The organism is Mucilaginibacter sp., assembly GCF_036383575.1.
Lineage (GTDB): Bacteria > Bacteroidota > Bacteroidia > Sphingobacteriales > Sphingobacteriaceae > Mucilaginibacter.
Genome location: NZ_DASVOB010000185.1, coordinates 1 through 17,664 on the forward strand (window position 1 = coordinate 1; position 17,664 = coordinate 17,664).

At 42.1% G+C, this 17,664-nt stretch carries 15 protein-coding genes; 3 read left to right on the forward strand and 12 right to left on the reverse strand.

What is annotated here, in order from left to right; all coding sequences use genetic code 11:
• Positions 1-70: 70 nt before the first annotated feature.
• The 6 genes from VF500_RS06700 to VF500_RS06725 all read right to left on the reverse strand — a co-directional run bounded on the left by VF500_RS06700 (position 71) and on the right by VF500_RS06725 (position 4,394).
• Positions 71-361 carry a hypothetical protein gene (locus VF500_RS06700; protein ID WP_330858923.1) on the reverse strand — a complete coding sequence of 97 codons (291 nt, stop codon included), beginning with the start codon at positions 359-361 and terminating at the stop codon, positions 71-73.
• A gap of 70 nt (positions 362-431) precedes the next feature.
• On the reverse strand, positions 432-1,322 hold the full coding sequence (locus tag VF500_RS06705; RefSeq protein ID WP_330858924.1) for a 3-hydroxybutyryl-CoA dehydrogenase: 891 nt from the start codon (positions 1,320-1,322) through the stop codon (positions 432-434).
• Positions 1,323-1,373: 51 nt separating this feature from the next.
• Entirely contained in the window at positions 1,374-1,991 is a 618-nt protein-coding gene (bioD, locus tag VF500_RS06710) for a dethiobiotin synthase (RefSeq protein ID WP_330858925.1), read from the reverse strand.
• Positions 1,981-3,117 (reverse strand): pyridoxal phosphate-dependent aminotransferase family protein, encoded by a 1,137-nt coding sequence (locus VF500_RS06715; protein ID WP_330858926.1) that lies wholly within the window; start codon positions 3,115-3,117, stop codon positions 1,981-1,983. Before VF500_RS06715 ends, bioD begins: the two co-directional genes overlap by 11 nt.
• 66 nt (positions 3,118-3,183) lie before the next feature.
• A complete protein-coding gene (locus VF500_RS06720; protein WP_091210518.1) occupies positions 3,184-3,543 on the reverse strand; it encodes a hypothetical protein in 360 nt (119 codons plus the stop codon).
• Positions 3,544-3,617: 74 nt separating this feature from the next.
• Entirely contained in the window at positions 3,618-4,394 is a 777-nt protein-coding gene (locus tag VF500_RS06725; protein ID WP_330858927.1) for an XRE family transcriptional regulator, read from the reverse strand.
• Positions 4,395-4,480: 86 nt separating this feature from the next.
• Between VF500_RS06725 and VF500_RS06730 the strand changes: the two genes are divergently transcribed.
• Positions 4,481-4,837, forward strand: coding sequence for a GIY-YIG nuclease family protein (locus VF500_RS06730; RefSeq protein WP_330858928.1), 357 nt, complete (start codon positions 4,481-4,483; stop codon positions 4,835-4,837).
• Here the strand turns inward: VF500_RS06730 and msrB are convergent.
• A complete protein-coding gene (gene msrB / locus VF500_RS06735; RefSeq protein WP_330858929.1) occupies positions 4,824-5,303 on the reverse strand; it encodes a peptide-methionine (R)-S-oxide reductase MsrB in 480 nt (159 codons plus the stop codon). The genes VF500_RS06730 and msrB overlap by 14 nt on opposite strands.
• A gap of 122 nt (positions 5,304-5,425) precedes the next feature.
• Positions 5,426-5,995: a fasciclin domain-containing protein gene (locus VF500_RS06740; RefSeq protein ID WP_330858930.1), complete on the reverse strand. Its 570-nt coding sequence runs from the start codon at positions 5,993-5,995 to the stop codon at positions 5,426-5,428.
• A gap of 91 nt (positions 5,996-6,086) precedes the next feature.
• Here VF500_RS06740 and VF500_RS06745 point away from each other — a divergent pair, with 91 nt between their 5' ends.
• Positions 6,087-7,088, forward strand: coding sequence for a phosphotransferase enzyme family protein (locus VF500_RS06745; RefSeq protein ID WP_330858931.1), 1,002 nt, complete (start codon positions 6,087-6,089; stop codon positions 7,086-7,088).
• 63 nt (positions 7,089-7,151) lie between these two features.
• Here VF500_RS06745 and VF500_RS06750 read toward each other — a convergent pair whose 3' ends face one another.
• Both VF500_RS06750 and VF500_RS06755 read right to left on the reverse strand, forming a co-directional pair.
• A complete protein-coding gene (locus VF500_RS06750; RefSeq protein ID WP_330858932.1) occupies positions 7,152-10,367 on the reverse strand; it encodes a tolB protein precursor in 3,216 nt (1,071 codons plus the stop codon).
• Positions 10,368-10,481: 114 nt separating this feature from the next.
• Positions 10,482-12,809 carry a penicillin-binding protein 1A gene (locus VF500_RS06755; protein ID WP_330858933.1) on the reverse strand — a complete coding sequence of 776 codons (2,328 nt, stop codon included), beginning with the start codon at positions 12,807-12,809 and terminating at the stop codon, positions 10,482-10,484.
• 248 nt (positions 12,810-13,057) lie between these two features.
• On the opposite strand from VF500_RS06755, the gene VF500_RS06760 reads away from it, so the two are divergent.
• Positions 13,058-13,936: a polyphosphate kinase 2 family protein gene (locus VF500_RS06760; protein WP_330858934.1), complete on the forward strand. Its 879-nt coding sequence runs from the start codon at positions 13,058-13,060 to the stop codon at positions 13,934-13,936.
• 57 nt (positions 13,937-13,993) lie between these two features.
• On the opposite strand, the gene VF500_RS06765 is transcribed toward VF500_RS06760, so the two are convergent.
• Positions 13,994-14,359, reverse strand: coding sequence for a hypothetical protein (locus VF500_RS06765; RefSeq protein ID WP_330858935.1), 366 nt, complete (start codon positions 14,357-14,359; stop codon positions 13,994-13,996).
• Between the two features lie 120 nt (positions 14,360-14,479).
• Positions 14,480-17,527, reverse strand: a complete 3,048-nt coding sequence (locus tag VF500_RS06770; RefSeq protein ID WP_330858936.1) for a GH92 family glycosyl hydrolase — start codon at positions 17,525-17,527, stop codon at positions 14,480-14,482.
• Between the last annotated feature and the right edge of the window lie 137 nt (positions 17,528-17,664).

The window sequence follows — 17,664 nt, forward strand, 5'->3', positions numbered from 1 at the left end:
GATGCTGATGATTCAATTTGCAGTTAGTATTTTATATTGCTAACTGCAAATTGGAAAATGCCAACTGGCTTTACCTCCAATATCCTTTCACCCAAACATAACCACGGTTGGTTGGCTGCCAGTGGCCTTGTACGTATGCACGATTGTATCTTGGCCTTGCATAAAAGCCCTGACGATAAACATAGTGGCTGCCGCGCCAAACCCATTCGCCGGGTACCCAAACAGCATTCGGGTATGGAGCAATGGGGCGAACATAAACCGGTTCAACGGGTTGTTCGGTTACATAAGCCTGACCTGCACACGAAGCAAATAATGAGCCTGTTAAGGCAAGTACTATTCCTAATTTAGCAATGGTTTTCATTTTCAGATGTATTTTAGTTGTTTAGTATAATTACTATTGACAACTTCCAACATCGAAAGTTTAAACGCGCTTAAGCTGTGAATTTGTCAGCAACTACCAGATCTTTGCTGCCTGCGGTATACTTGTAAAAACCGCTTCCTGTTTTAGCTCCTAAATGGCCGGCAGTAACCATGTTCACCAATAACGGACAAGGCGCATATTTGGGATTGCCGAAGCCATCATGCAAAACTTTCAAAATAGCAAGGCAAACATCAAGTCCAATAAAATCGGCTAATTGCAACGGCCCCATAGGGTGGGCCATTCCGAGTTTCATCACCGTATCAATTTCCTGAACGCCTGCTACACCTTCATATAGGGTATAAATAGCCTCGTTTATCATCGGCATTAAAATGCGGTTTGCAACAAAGCCGGGATAGTCGTTTACCTCCACGGGATCTTTGCCCAAGGTGCGTGAAAGCTCCATGATGGTTTCGGTAACTGCGTCGGTAGTGGCATAGCCCCTGATCACCTCAACAAGCTTCATTATCGGTACCGGGTTCATGAAATGCATGCCTATTACATTGCCCGGTTTTTTGGTGGCCGAAGCAATTTTAGTGATAGATATGGATGAGGTATTGGAGGCCAGTATCACATCTTCGCTGCAAATTTCACTGAGTTGCTTAAACAGTTTGAGCTTTATTTCCTGGTTTTCGGTCGCGGCTTCAATTACAAGGCCGGCATTTTGAGCGCCTTCAGTCAAATCAGTAAAAACGTGGATGCGGCTTAAGGTTTCGGATTTTGCTTCCTCGGTTATCGTGCCCTTTTTTACCTGCCTGTCAAGGTTATTGCTGATGGTTTGTAAAGCTTTGCTCAGGGCATCATCGCTTATATCAACCAATGATACTTCAAAGCCATGCTGGGCAAAAGTGTGGGCAATGCCGTTGCCCATGGTGCCGGAGCCAATTACGGTAATGTTTTTCATAGTACTTGTTTACGAAACCGGCAAAATATCGGTTTATGAAAGCTGCCGGTGTTACAAGGTAATAAACTTACCGGCCTCTTTAACAGTTTTTTTATTGATAGTTTTAAACTCCGGGATCTGCCCAAGATCGGCTACTTCGGAGTATTCGAGGATATAGCTTTTTGAATAGATATCCTTATCGCCATTAAAAATAACCCCCATAACCGGGATGCCATATTTTTTTAATGCATGTAAGGAAAGCAGGGTATGGTTAATGCTGCCTAAATAGTGTTTGCTTACCAGTATTACCCTTGCATTGAGCTGTTTAATGAGATCTATAATGAGAAAATTATCATTCAGCGGTACCATGAGCCCACCGGCACCCTCTATGATCAATTGGTTATCTGTTTTCGGCAGAACGATGTTTTCCAGATCGATGGTTATTTTATCAAGAGCAGCCGATTTATGGGGTGAGAAAGGTTGCGTAAGCGCATAAGCCTCCGGAAAAAAGTGGGTGACTTTATTGGAGATGAGGCTTTTAACTTTCAGCGTATCACTGCTGTCAAGATCGCCGGATTGTATTGGTTTCCAGTAATCAGCGTTTAGTTTTTCGGTTAAAATAGCCGAAACCAGTGTTTTACCAATCCCGGTATCAATGCCGGAAATAAATATCGGTTGCTTATCGGGCATGTAATAATCTAAATTTGTTAAGTGTTGCAGCCAGCAAAGTTAAATCATTTTCGGTATTAAAACTATGCAGGCAAATCCTGATCCGTTCGGTGCCTTGTGCAACTGTTGGGCTTAGGATGGGTCTTACATCCAGGTTATTCATTTGCAATTGCTTAGCCGCTTCCCGCGCCATTTCATTGCTCCCGAGTATGATGCACTGGATAGGGCTGTCGCTGTTTAACAAAGTGAAATTTTCGCCTGCATTTACTTCCTGTTTAAATAGTTCAATATTCTTTTTCAGGTTGAAGATAGATTCGCCGGAATTTTCTAATAGCTGATAGGCCATTTTGGTAGCCGCCAGTTGATGGAAGGATGCCGCTGTTGTGTAGATAAAAGATCGCGCGAAGTTGATCAGGTAATTCCGCAGATTGTTACTGCCAAGCACTATTGCCCCGTGACCGCCCAAAGCCTTGCCAAACGTTACCACCCGGGCAAATACCTTTTGCTGTAAACCAAGTTCGCAAACCAACCCTTTAGGATAAAGCCCTACGGCATGCGCTTCATCAACAATTAAAGCAGCGTTATATTTTTCAGTTAGATTAAGGATCTCCAAGAGGGGAGGAGCATCACCATCCATGGAATAAACACTTTCGATAACTACATAACAATTGCCTTTGGCCAATTTTAGTTTAGCTTCCAAACTTTCCAGATCATTATGTTTGAAACCATAGCGGTTGGCGTAGCTCAATCTTGCCCCGTCGATGATAGAGGCATGCACCAGTTCATCTAAAATAATAGTATCGCCGCGTTGGGCAAGGGACGAAAGCAAGCCAAGGTTGGCATCATAGCCCGAATTAAAGAGCAGACCGGCTTCGCTTTCATGATGTGTTGCTATTTGCTTTTCCAGGTCTTCGGCATATTGTAAATTCCCCGATAGTAGCCTTGACCCGGCGGCACCGTTTAAGCTAAGCGGATAAGTATCTACTTCGTGTACAATACTTTGTTTTAAAAGAACCGAACGGGCAAAGCCAAGGTAATCGTTCGAGCAAAAATCAACCAAAGCGTTTTCGGGCTTAAGCTCCCGGTACGTTCCTGATTGTTGTCGCTCATACAACTTGTTCTTTAAAAAATCTTCGGCTGGTTTCAATGTGCTTCGTTTTGTGCAAAAATAAAAAAAGCGACCATTGGTCGCTTTTTTCTATGTGATAATGTTTTACTGGCCACCGCCGCCCTGGCGCATGCGGTCCATTCTTTCTTTCATTGCTTTGTCGTAAGCCGCAGCCTGATCTGCTGTTAAAATAGCTTTGATCTTGGTGTTAGTTGCTTCCATCATTGGGCGCATTGCAGAGCGCATTGCATCCCTGTCGCCATTGGCTGCAGTACGTACGCTGTCCATCTTGGTTGCCTGCTCTTTGTAAACTGCAGTGATCTTGGTGGTTTGATCATCTGTCAATTTAAGCTGGGTTTGCAAATCCTTAGCTCTTTCTTCAGGGCTTTTCCTCATACCGCCTTGTGCGTGGCTGGCTGCTGAAATTCCAATCAGGAAACAGCACATTAACAATAATTTTTTCATCGCTTTTTAATTTAATTTACGTTTTAACAGTATGATAAAGATATATCGTAAAGGTTTAAAAAAGCGGATGTAACTTAATTGTTGCCTTGCTGTAAGTTGGATATAGAGCGTTGCATCTGGGCCATCATGCTTGTAAGGCTTTCCATAGTAGGCTCAGGTGATGGCTCCGGAAGATGCGTGGAGATATAACCTTTAGCTTTCCATAATTCCAGTACATCCTCGCCCGATATTTCATATGGATCATATGCCGGGTTATCAGAAATAAGTTTTAGTTTTTTATTCTCTTTAAACTTATTGCCGATACGTTTATAAACTACGCCGTCATTTTTAGATATTACTACGTAGGTTTCGCCGCTTTTAACATCGCCCCAGTTTTCTACATACTCACCTATTATAATAGTACCTGATTGTAGTGGCAGCATCGAGTCGCCTTTGATCTCAAAGGCACGAAATGTACCTTGCTTAAACATAGGCAAATAGAACTTAGGCAGTTGCGCTACATATTCGGGATCGGCATAGCCGTTAAGGTAGCCTGCGCTGGCCTTTACGGGTACCATTTCTATATTTTCGTTTTCATCTTTATCAACAGAAATGCTCAGGATACGCAGGTTGGCCGGGTTACCTTTTGGTTTTGGCTGCCATTTTTCGTTGATGGTTTCGTTGATAAAGTCATCAATAGTAACGTCAAAATAGGTTGCTAACGATTTTAGTAATTCATACTTTGGATCGGCCCTGTCTTCTTCATATGCGCCTACTAATGAACGTTTTATACCTAATTCGTCCGCAAATTGCTGCTGCGTTAAACCCTTCTTTTTGCGGAGAAACTTAATATTTTGTGAAATTATTGACATAAAATTTGGATTTGCTAAATTTATTAGTAATTTTATGCTCATAAAGTTAGTAATAATTATCTGTTCACCAAATTTTTTATCATAAAATGAAACGTTTTGTTTATATCATTACCGACAGGAACCGTAAAAATCTGCATGTAGGCTTATGTTCAGACCTGATGAAAACCATCCAGTTTTACAGCGAAATGCCAACCTTGTTTTTTGACAATGCGCAGCAGCTTAACCGTTTGGTTTACTTTGAGGAGATCAATACCGAAGAGCAGGCCATGGAACGTTTCAAAGTGGTGAGCACTTATACCCGCCCGCAAAAAGAAAAAATGATCAGGGCTGTTAACGCCGATTGGATAGACCTGACCATTGGATTAAAATATGAGCAAGGTTTACGTGTAAGGCCGCAATTGCGCCCGTCATTAAATGCAAACCGCAGGGTTATGGCTTTTTAATAAATTTTAAAGCTCCTGAGTTCATGCAATACCTTTTGCCGCCGCGGTCGGCAGGGCCATCATCAAATACGTGGCCGAGGTGTAAGCCTGTACTTTTTTCGATAACCTCGTCGCGGCTCATGCCGTAGCTGTTATCAGTAATTATTGCTACTTTTTTTGGGTCAACCGGTTTAACGAAACTTGGCCAGCCCGTGCCGCTGTCAAATTTATCGTCGGAACTGAATAATGTGTCGCCGGTTGCAGCACTTACATAAATACCCTTTTGGTGATTGTCCCAATATTCATTGTGATAAGGCGGTTCGGTTCCGCTTTCAACCATAATGTGATATTGATCAGATGTAAGTGTTTTTTTCCATTCGGCGGCTGGTTTACTCAATTTACGTTTGGTATCCTGCCCGCTGGTATTCTGGCATCCTAAAGCTGTTAGTATGCTTAAAGCGATCACTGCTAAAATGAATATTTTCATAACCTGTTATGTTTTGATGTTATCTTGATTATACAAGCTCCTTTTTATTATGCGAAACCTTTATATATTCAATAACTCAAATACGTAATTATATTATACAGGATTGTCATTTGGCGGTCTGTTTATATTATCTTCTTTTTGGGTACCAGCACCTTGCTCACGAGATGTACTATGCCATTGTTTTGCTTAATATCAAACCGGCTGATGGTGCTTTTCCCCCCATTGCCATCAATCAAAACTATATTACTATTGCTATCTATTTTAGCGAACAATTTGCCGCCCGAAAGTGTAGTGAATGTAGCTGTCCCTTTTCCTTTATTGATCTTTTTTTGAATATCTCTTCCTTTTAGCTGCCCGGCAATGGCGTGATAAGCAACCAGATCGGTAAGTTCCCAAATATGTGCAGGTTTTGAAATTGAGTCGAACTTACCAGTTGGCATATTGGTGTAACCTTCATCAACCGGTACAAATATGGTGATAGGCCCCCGGCTGGTATAAGTACGGGAAAGGTTTGTTTTTTGAATGAAAATATAAAATGTGTGGGTATCGGGAGCCAAAGAGATGTTTTTTACAATATCATTGGTTGGGAGCATAGTTGGCTCCGTTGTTGTGTTACTACTTTTATTTACGGTTTGGGCCAGCAATATCGCCGGACAAAATGCGGTAAACATAAATAGTAGTAACTTTTTCATAGTGTGCAGGTTATAAGCTAAACATACAAAATATAAATAGGTTTTTGAAATGGTAGCTGGGTTGTAGATTATAAGCTACCTTTGTTTACCTATGGAAATCTTCCCTACACAATATTCAACCTTATCATCAAAAGCACTGAATATAAAACTTCAGGACATTTATGGTTTAACGGATACCACCTGCCGGTTGTTGATTCGCAATGTAAGTGATACCTACGTTATAGAAAGTACATCCGAAAAGTACATCTTCAAAATCTATCGGGATGCACACCGTAAACTGGAGGAGATCAAAGGCGAGGTAGAGTTATTGAAGATCTTGTTTGAAAAGGGAGCAAAGGTATCCAGCCCTATCCCTGATAAAGGGGGAGAAGTATTACAGGTTTTCAACGCTGCGGAAGGTACCCGTTACGGCGTTTTGTTTTCATGGGCACAAGGTGGTGTTGTTTATGCCATGAATGATCGGCAGCTTGAAACTGTGGGCAGGGAGATGGCTATGATACATAACATTACATCTTCACTTGAGCTTAGCCATAATCGCCAGCAGTATTCAATAGAAACTGTTATCGTTAATCCATTAAAGATGCTTGAGCCTGCATTCGTGGGATTGGAAGATGACTATGCCTATATAAAACAAACTGCCGCGGAAGTAATTGACCGTTATAAGCAATTTGATAGGAGTTTTAGCTACGGTTATTGTCACTTTGATTTCATGCCTAAAAATTTTCATTTCAATGATACTGGCGATATAACTTTCTTTGATTTTGATTTCGTGGGCAAAGGGCTATTGGCTTATGATATTACTTCTTTTTTTATTCATTACTTTTTAGAGTTTACTTCTGGCAAAATCAGCCAACAAGAGGCTCGTGATGCATTCGGCGTTTTTGTTGATAGTTATCGTAAAGTTCGGCCACTGTCAAATGAGGAGATTGCCGCCATACCATATTTAGGTTTTGGCTTTTGGGTATTCTATTTTGGATTTCAGTATGAAAACTATGATGACTGGTCGAATTTATTTTGGGGACCGAAGTTTATGAAAGATCGAGTAGCGCTGATTAAGAAATGGATGGATACGGGGCATGTTTTATTACCATGAAAAAAGACATAAAACAGAAAAGCGGCCTATCAGCCGCTTTTCTGTTTTATAAGATGAAAATTATTACCAACCCGGTGTAAAGCCTAAGCCAAACAAAGGTTTTTTAACATCACTGCGGTTAAACGGAACAGCAAGGTAAGGTTCCAATATAAACGCACCAAAAACGTTGATACGTAAGGAAATACCCGCGCTCAATGCCGGTACGCGGCCATAAAGATTTTGGGTGGTCACTTTACCTGTATTATCTACAACATCCTGCTGACCAATTACCGGCGGGTCTTTCTGGAAATAGATATGATCACCTGAGTTCCAGGCTAAGCCTGCATCAAAAAATAAGTTAAGATCGGTAAACAGGAATTTGGATTTAATAGCCGCTAATTTTTCGGGACCGGTAAACGGCAAACGCACCTCAAAGTTAAATACAGCTAAGCGGCTGCCCGATAGCTGATCAATAGTAAAGCCATTGGTTGTTGCCTTGCCGTTGTTATAAAATGTTTGGCCCTCGTAACCCCTGATATAAAAAGGATAACCCACAAATAACGGATAAAGTCCTTTGTCGTCCCCAAAGCGACCGGTAGCAAAGAACCTTGCAGCAAAGGTAATGGGAGCAGTGCGTACGTATTTTCTTACATCAATAGTTGGCGAAAAGAAACGGTAAGTGCCAAAGTTATAACCGGCTTCCAGCCTGTACCTGAAACCGTTCAATGGTGCTGTAACACCAAAAAATGAGTTGTCGCCAATCAAAGCGGTTGATACGGTTAAAATGGAATACGCTTTTAAGTTATAGAAATAAGTTGAGCCGTAATTTTGATTAAGGGTTGCAGATTCTTCGTCGTTCGGGATCTTTTTCCTGTCGGAGTTGATGTAGTTGCCTATATTAACTTGTTGTTTACCATTCACTACTGTGGTATCGAGCAGATACGAATCGCTATAACGGTCAACACGATAGTAGTTATGAGAGGCGGCACCACTTACCTCAAAACGGGTGGTTCTTGATAGGGGATAGGAGGTGAATACCCTGCCGGCATCTTCAAAATTACGGATGATATCGATATTGTCGGAATAAACCGTTTGATTTTTACCGCCCACGTTTTTTACCGGGTAAGTGGCGGTATTGAAGCCAAACTGGTAAGGGATGTGCGAAACACCTACACCAAGGTTCCAGCGGCCGGTTTGGTTTACATAAGTTACCGCAGCACCCGAATCATAGATCTGCCCGTTTACCGAAGCAGCGGCAAAGATCTGGTTGCGGCCTAAAATATCACTAAATACCCCCTGAATGCCACTTGAAAGACTTGTGCCATAAAAGTTGCTCACCCCAACACCAATACCGCTACCGGCAAGGTAATCGAGCTTGAATTTTGAGCGAAAGGGGATAGCCTTTACTGAATCGGTTGGGATTTTGCGGTAGGCCAAAAAGTTATTCAGGTTTGAGTTGATCAGATCTACACCTACCGAACGGTTTGGAGGCAGGGTTCCTGCTGCAAAATTAACGTCACCAGGTTGCACTACAACCGGGGTAAAGTCGGATGCTTTCGCGTTATAGATAGAATATTTTTGTGCGCGGTAGTACGAATAAACTACATCATCATGGTTGGAAATACTTAATGCTGGAGAGTATTCTGTAATGCCGGAAATACCGGTAAACAAGTTTGTCATTTGTTCTATTTGTCCGGAAGCTATAGTATATCGGTACAGGTTACGGAAGCCGTCGCGGTTTGACAGGAAATAGATCTGTTTACCATCTGCCGAGTATTGCGGGTTCAGATTGTTAGCAGTGTTGAAAATCTTAATGTCAGTTACTTTTCCTGTTGCCAGGTCAAGCTCGGCGAGGTTGAAAGGGATATCCTGCTCCAGCGACTGGTCATAAGTACTCCTGTCGCTCGAAAAAATGATCTTTTTACCATCAGGCGAATAGCTTGGCTGATAATCAGAATACTTATCATTGGTAAGCTGGGTGACCTTTTTGGTGTCGAAGTTATAAGAATACAAATCACCCTGACCTTCAACCAATCCCTGGAAAACAATATCCTTGCCATTTGGCGACCATGACAGGTTGCTAAACTGACCTACCTGCTCCATCGAGATATCATCAATCACATCGCCACTTTTCAGGTCAACCACATCAAGCCTGTTGCGCCCTTTGCTAAATACGCTGAACGCGAATTTAGTTCCATCCGGCGACCATGCGCCTGCCGATTCGATAAAGTTGAACTCATCAATATGCGTGTTTGATACTTTACTTGTGAGTTTTCGTAATATACGCCCGGATCTGGCATCGGCCAGGTAAAGATCAATGCTGAACAAACTTTTGGCCGAAAGGAAAGCTACATATTTGCCATCGGGGCTCACAGAAGGCGCAACAACAAGGTCGCCGCCGTTTTTACTGTCAATCAGTTTGATGCCTTTAGGTGTTTGGGTGGTGTCCTTTAAAAAAGGTTTGTAAGTAGCCTCGATAGAGTTTTTCCAGAGGCGGGAAAGTGTACGGTCGTCATACCCAAACGTACGCCTGATGCCATATTCCAAGCCGAATTTGGCGGCGTTTTTAAAGAAGGGCACTATAACGGTATCGCCATAAGTTGAACCAATGAACGACCAAAACGCCTCGCCATAACGGTATGGAAAGTATTTACTGCTTTCGGTAAGGTCGCGAACGGTAGGGATATCATGGTTCAGATAAGCGTCGCGCATCCACATGGCCGTGTAGGTGTCCTTTTTACCTAATGAAAGGTATTCGGCCATACCCTCAATCATCCAAAGCGGAATGTTGTTTATATTTTCATATTCGGACGAATCATGCCCCATTAGCAATCGATACTGGAAAGCGTGTACTAACTCGTGGCCTATTACGTGCCTTGTGGTTTGGTTGGTTTCCATCACCGGCATAACCACACGGTTTTTAAGGCCTTCGGTTACACCACCTGTACCCACGCTGATCTCGCCATCGATAGCTGTAGTTTGCTGGAAATCGGGGTGATTGGCGTATAGGATTATCGGGTTGGCATGTTTAAAAGTATCCCTGAAAACCTGTTGGTGCAGGGTATACCAAAGCTCACTTTCCTGGGCAAAGCGTTTTACCATACTATCATTTTTCAGGTAATAGTAAATCTCGAAGTGAGGGGTTTTGTAAACGTTAAACTTGAGGTTTTTGTACCTTACTTTGTTTTGGCCAAAATATTGTGCCTGCACATTGCTGCTAATTAACAGCGAGCCAATAAAACAAATAAAGATAATGGTGTGCTTTTTAACTCTATTGAAAAGTGAGTAAACTTTATTCATATATTATTTAACTAAATAGATATGGCTAATTTAATAAAATAAGGTTGTTCTTAATTCAAAAAACAACCTTATTCATTTTCTCTTCACTTATGAAAAAATAGCGCCTCTATCCATTTATCGCTGGTTAGCCGGCGTGCTTTCCGGGTTTTCCGGATTGTTTTCCTGTACAGGTGTTACGCCTGTTGTATCAATCGGGTTGCTTAAGCTATCTGTTGATGTTGTGTCTTCTTCAATATGCGGCGACGGGCAGTTATAAGTTTTAGTGATCTTGGTCCAGGGTTTTGGGAATGGGCCATAAGTATACCCCAGCGACTTATCAGCATAAACCCTTTCCATAAAGCTACCAAAAATAGGTAAGGCTGTATGTGAACCCTCGCCGGTTTCGGAAGTAGTAAAGTGTACCGAGCGGTCATCAGCACCAACCCAAACACCAGTTACAAGGTCCTTAGTGATACCCATATACCAGCCGTCTACATAGTCAGACGATGTGCCTGTTTTACCGCCAATTTGGTTATCTTTTTTCCAAAGGCCGTTGTATTCCCAAAGGGCCTGCGAGGTGCCGCCTGGTTCTTCCATACCTCCGCGGAACATGTAAAGCATCAGCCATGCAGTTTCTTCGCTCAATACTTTCTCGGTTTTAAGCTTAAATTCCTGTATTACATTGCCCTGCTGATCGGTGATCTTTGTAACCAATAAGGGATCAAGTTTTTCGCCTTTGTTTAAGAAAGTACTGTATGCCCTAACCATTTCATAAACCGAAACATCGTTTGATCCCAATGATACTGATGGTACTGATTTTAAAGGGCTTTCGATACCGCAGCGATGAGCATATTCCACAATTTTATCCCAGCCTACTTTTTCTGTTAACTGTGCAGTAATGGAGTTTACAGATTTGCCCATAGCCCAGCGCAAGGACATTTCACGATAGGAAAAATGGAAATCAGCATTATTAGGTTCCCAAACTTTGTCTTCGCCGTTGTCTTTGTATTTGATAGATACCGGTTTGTCGGTAAACTTGTCGCAAGGGGTAAAACCATTGTCGAGCGCGGTAAGGTAGGCGAAAGGTTTGAAGGTTGAACCCGCCTGCCTGCGGCTTTGATTTACGTGGTCGTAGTTAAAGAAACGATGATCTACACCGCCTATCCAAACCTTTATTTTACCGGTTGATGGCTCTAATGTCATCATACCAGTGTTCAGGATTTTGGCGTAATATTTAATGGAATCTATGGTCGAAAAAGTAGTGTCCCGTTCGCCATGCCAGGTAAACACCTTCATCTTTTTCTTAGTTTTAAAGTAATCCTGGATCTTTATCGTGTCACCACTATATTTTTTATCGAGTAGCTTGTAAATAGGTAACCTTTGCTCGTTTTTCAGAATGAAATCTTTGATCTCAACGCCTTTTGAATCCCGCCATGGGTTTTTGTTTCCCCAAAGATTATAGAAACGTTTTTGCAGCATCTTCATTTTTTCGGCAACGGCCTCTTCGGCATATTGCTGCATTTTTGAGTCAATGGTGGTGTAGATCTTTAAGCCGTCCTCATAAAGGTTATAATCATTGTCCTTACACCATTTATCCAGCCATTTTTCAACCGCGCGGCGCAGGTATGAATCGCCATGCGAGTCATCTTCAACATAGCTCAAGTCGAGGCTGAGCGGCAATGCTACGTTACTTTTATATTGATCGGCAGTGAGGTATTTGTATTTCTCCATTTGGCCCAACACTGTATTACGCCTTTCGGTAGCACGCTGCGGGTTTTTGATTGGGTTGTAGTTCGATGTAGCCTTAAGCATGCCAATCAATAAAGCCGATTCGGCCGGATTTAAAGCGCCCGGCTGTTTATTAAAATATTTTAACGATGCAGTTTTGATGCCGTATGTATTATTGCCGAAGGGTACCGTATTGAAGTATAGCGTTAGTATTTGCTGTTTGCTGTAAACGTGCTCAATCTTGAAAGCAGTAAGCCATTCCTTACACTTATAAACAACAGTGCGTAGCACCGGAATATGTTTAATAATGCCCTGCGATTTCTTTTTACGGGTTTCGAACAGGTTTTTGGCCAATTGTTGTGTAATAGTACTGGCGCCTCGTCTGTCGCCCTTAGCTGTTGAAAGTACGCTGGTGAAAAAGGAGTAAAAATCAACACCTCCGTGATTGTAAAACCGTGCATCCTCAGTTGCTATAAGGGCGTTTACGAGGTTAGGGGAGATCTCTTTAAACTCAATGGGAGAGCGGTTTTCCTTGTAGTACTGGCCTATCAGTTTGCCGTCGGCTGTGTAAACTTCAGATCCTACCGAAAGTACGGGGCTTTTAATGTCCTGCATGTCAGGAGAATATCCGAAGAGCCCAAGGAAATTAAGTTCTATCGAACAAAAAAAGATGATAACGAAGTATATTAATATGACGAAGTATCTTAAAAAGCGATTGCGTATACGTCTGAACATTGGGTAAAGATGAAAAATTATGACACTATATCATAGTGTGTTTAACAAATATAAACAACGTAAAATAGACAGGTAAATTTTAGGTTAACACTGGCATAATACATATTTATGATGTGCAAAGTACACAATAAATAAATCAAAAGCTGTTTGGATATAAAAAATCCCTTGCGGTTGATTACAGGTCAGGTTTCAAATAAGGTGATAAAACTTTATTGTAGTTTTTGTACTTTGTATGGATATCTATTCATATGAAAAGTTTAACAGCGCAATTCAAAGTAAACAGTGATACCAAATTATCGTTGAGTGATTACGATCCTGCATTTAGCGATGGGTATAAAAAGGAAGATGCCGAAGCTGTGCTAACAGAGCTGATAGCAGAAACTTCTAAATTACAGGCCCAGCTTTATGCATCGAACAGTTTTTCACTGCTTATTATTTTTCAGGCGATGGATGCAGCCGGAAAGGACAGTGCCATAGCACATACCATGTCGGGACTGAACCCGCAGGGCTGTCAGGTTTATAGCTTTAAACAACCGGGTCCCGAAGATTACGATCATGATTTTTTATGGCGGCACTATAAAGCATTGCCCGAAAGAGGACGTATCGGCATCCATAACCGGTCGCACTACGAAAACGTGCTGGTAGTTAAAGTGCATCCGGAGCTTGTTTTGAAGGAAAACAACCCTGAGATAAAACAAGTGAAGGACATTGACAAAAAGTTTTGGGATCAGCGGTATGAGAGTATCCGTAATTTTGAAAAGCATATTCATGTTAATGGTACTGTTGTGATCAAATTTTTCCTTAATGTTTCAAAGCAGGAGCAAAAGGATCGTTTCCTAAAGCGAATAGACAATCCCGAGAAGAACTGGAAATTTCAGGCGAGTGATATTGCAGAGCGGGAGCATTGGGATGAGTACATGGTTGCCTATGAAAAAGCCATTGGTGAAACCTCCACAGATGAAAGCCCATGGTATGTTATTCCCGCTGATAAAAAATGGTTTACCCGGATCGCTATCTCAACCATAATCAGGGATACCTTAAAAGGCTTGAAACTGGAGTTTCCTGTTTTGCCCAAAGAAGAAATGGATAAGCTCCAGGAAGCTAAACAGCTATTAGAGAAGGAATAATGAACGTTAAGACTTACGGAGTTTTTAAAACTTCGTAAGTCTGGATTGTAAAGCAGGTTATATCCCCGAAAATATTGACTGCGCCCTTTCGCCGATAAATGGAATGGGTTTCCTTTCGCCGTTAACAGCGCCGATGAAGCCAATGATCCATAAAATGATCAATGCTGTACGCACTATCCAAATTAGAGTAACTCCGATAAAAACTCCGGAGGTGAAGAAAATAGCCCCGGCCAATGCTCCGATAGCGTAATAAATCACCATTGCCACCAGGTGGAAAAGCAGTGTTTGCCTTAGCTGGTAACCGGCCAGTGCAGTTTTGTTGTTAATGTAAATGCCAAAGTAAGCAATAAGCCATCCCAAAATGAAAAAATAACTGATGATGCTTGCAGTTTTGCCGTCATCGGCAGGTGAATAATTGTTCATGTGGTAAAGTTTTTTATATAAAGCTAACTATTTAAAAATGAAATAGTTTTATTCATTTTTAAATGATGCCTCATAGTTGGCTTTATACATTTGCACACCTGAAATTCGCACATTTAAATATTACTCTATTGTTATCTCGTCAGCAAAAATGTAGGATTGACTACCTTTGTTCTCATGCCATTCGGGTAGCGGGCCATATTGTTTGGCTATCAGTTTGATATAGCGGGCATTGGTATTTAGTGGTGCTGTAAATTCCTGGGTTTGTACGTTAGTATCTTTGATGTCGACTTTGGTGTTAATGGTGGTTGCGAGCTTATAGGTTTTGCCATCGTTTGACGTCCAAAACTGCACATATTTGGGGAACACGATCCAGGCACGACTATCCTGCAATGTGCTGATACTGATTTGTTTTATTGGCTTAACAACGCTCATGTCAACAACGGCAATAAAGTCCTTTCCCTGGTAGCCCTGCCAGTTGCCTAAGCGCCAGTTGTTAGTGCCGTGCTGGCCGTCAATCAATGATTCATCACCTTTAGCTGCGTAGTTTGGCAGGTATTTATTTACAATAGTAAGCTTAATATCATTACGCAGTTTGATGAAACTGGCTTCATCAACAAAGCTGCTTTTGCCGTCTTTTATCGCGATAGCTTTCACCGTAATATTATCACTGATGTTGATAGGCTGGGTATAAGGTGTTGAAGCAGCAGTGGGAGCAGAGCCATCAAGTGTATAATAGATCTTAGCATCGGTGTCCTGGTCTTTTATCTGGATACTGAAAGGCTGTTTAAATGACTTGGCCGGGGCCACGATGTATGGGTTAGGTACGATCAGGTTATCGTTGATCTTTGAAAAGGGTTTTTCCAAATCCTGAGTAAAGATCTTATTAGCCAGCCTGCCGGTAAACACTTCAAAATCGCCGCCTTTATTAATATCATCATAATTGATAAAAAGTTTGCTGTACACTTTTTTATCAAGGTTCATACCCTGCAGATAAATATTACTTCGGGTGATGCCTGCGCCTGGATTAATGATGCTGAATTTTTTACCGTTTTCCAGGTTGATTACCGCCTTATCAAACTGTGGGATCCCGATCTGGAAATCCTGCTGACCGGGCGCAATGTTGTAAATGCCCAATGAGCTCATCACATACCAGGCCGACATTTGTCCGCAATCCTCATTACCTGCTAATCCATCGGGTTTGTTGCTGTACTCTTCGCGCAGAATCCGGCTTACATAAAATTGGGTTTTATCCGGCGAATCGGTGAAATTGTAAAGGTATGCCATATGATGGCTTGGTTCGTTGCCGTGTGCATATTGGCCGATAAGTCCGGCTACATCGGGAATGTCGCTGCCGCTTAGTTTTGATTGGGTGCTGAACAGTTCGTCAAGCTTATTTTCAAATGATTGCCTGCCGCCCATTTTATCAATCAGCGTTTCCACGTCATGAGGAACCAAAAACGAATACTGCCAGGAATTACCTTCGGTATAATTGCCGTTGATCTCGGTAGGGTCGAAAGGCTCGAGCCAGCCGCCGTTTACACGGGCCTGCATAAAAGTGTTTTGGTTATTGTAAACGTTTTTCCAGTATTGGGCACGCTGAATGTACTGGGTATAGTCATCGGTTTTGTTCAGCATTTTGGCCATCTGTGCAATACACCAATCATCGTAAGCATATTCCAATGTTTTGGATACCGAGGCATCTTCCACATCTGATTGTACTGCTCCGTTTTTGCGATAATTATCAAGGCCAAACTGGTTTCGGTTAACGGCGGCTTTCATAGCAGTGAACGCTTTTTCGGCATCAAAATTACGGATGCCTTTAGCATATGCATCCACAATAACCGGGATAGAGTGGTTACCGATCATACAATAGGTTTCGGTAGTGGCAAGCGGCCATATCGGTAGCAAACCTCCCTGATCATACATCGCCATAAAACTCTTGATAAAATCAAGCGTACGTTTGCGGTCTATCAGCGTTAACAGTGGATTCTCGGCCCGGAAGGTATCCCATAATGAAAATACGGTATAATAATCAAATCCCTGCGCGGTATGTACCTGCTGATCCATGCCGCGATATTGCCCGTCTACATCACTGTAAATACTGGGCGCAACCATGCTATGGTATAACGCAGTATAAAATATCGTCTGCTTTATTTTGGCGTAATCGGGTTGTACTACTTTTTTTGCAGGAGGGGCGTAGCTATATGGCCCGGTGCCGCCTACCGCTTGAGTTTGTGAAGACGGGGCTGGGGCACCACCCTCAACCTGAATTTTGTTGAGCTCATGGTTCCAGGCTATTTTAGCATCCTTCTGGATCTTTTTAAAGTCGAAGTCAGGTACTTCGGTATCTAAATTTTTCAGAGCACCTTCTGTACTTACCGAAGAGATGCCCACCTTGCTGATCACTTCGCCGGGGTTATCGAACTGCAAAAATAACTTCACATTTTTACCCTGAACCTTATTTTGCCCATTTTGAACTTCATTGTTTAACGCAGTACCATAAGTTTTAAAAGGCTTTGAAAATTTAGCGTAAAAATATACCTGCTGTTTATCGGCCCATGATTTTGACATGCGGAAGCCCCGTACCTCATGATCGTTCACTACTTCTATCCATGAATCAAGTACTTCATCACGGTGCTGCAGGTCGATAATAATGTTTGCTTTATCAGTTGATGGATAAGTATAGCGATGTACTCCTGCACGGGTAGTGGCTGTTAGTTCAACGCCGATGTTATATTTATCAAGTAGGGTATGGTAATATCCGGGCGTAGCGCCCTCATTCTTTTTGCTGAAGCGGGAGCGGTATTCCGTATTTTTAAATTTAGGATCGCCCGTGGTAGGCATAAACAATACATCGCAATAATCAGGTACGCCGGTTCCGCTCAGGTGGGTGTGCGAAAAACCGTAAACCAAACTATCGGTATAATGATAGCCTGAACAGCCGTCCCAGCCTTCCAACCGTGTATCCGGGCCGAGTTGTACCATGCCAAAAGGCATTACCGGTCCGGGATAAGTATGCCCATGACCGCCTGTACCGATAAACGGGTCAACCAGTTGGGCGTAGTCCTTGTCCTTTTCTTTTTTCTTTTGTGCAGATGATAAAAAAGGCAGAACAAGCAATAAGGCGATCGGTAAAGCAGAACGGAATACGGGCTTTATGAATGACATATTATTAAAAACCAATTATATGATTTGAGTGTGCACAAATTACACTAATTACCATGAATATTTACTAACAGGAACGGTCACTATTTATTATCAGGATAACAAATAATCGGTAAAAACAAATAGCGACAGGTATACCC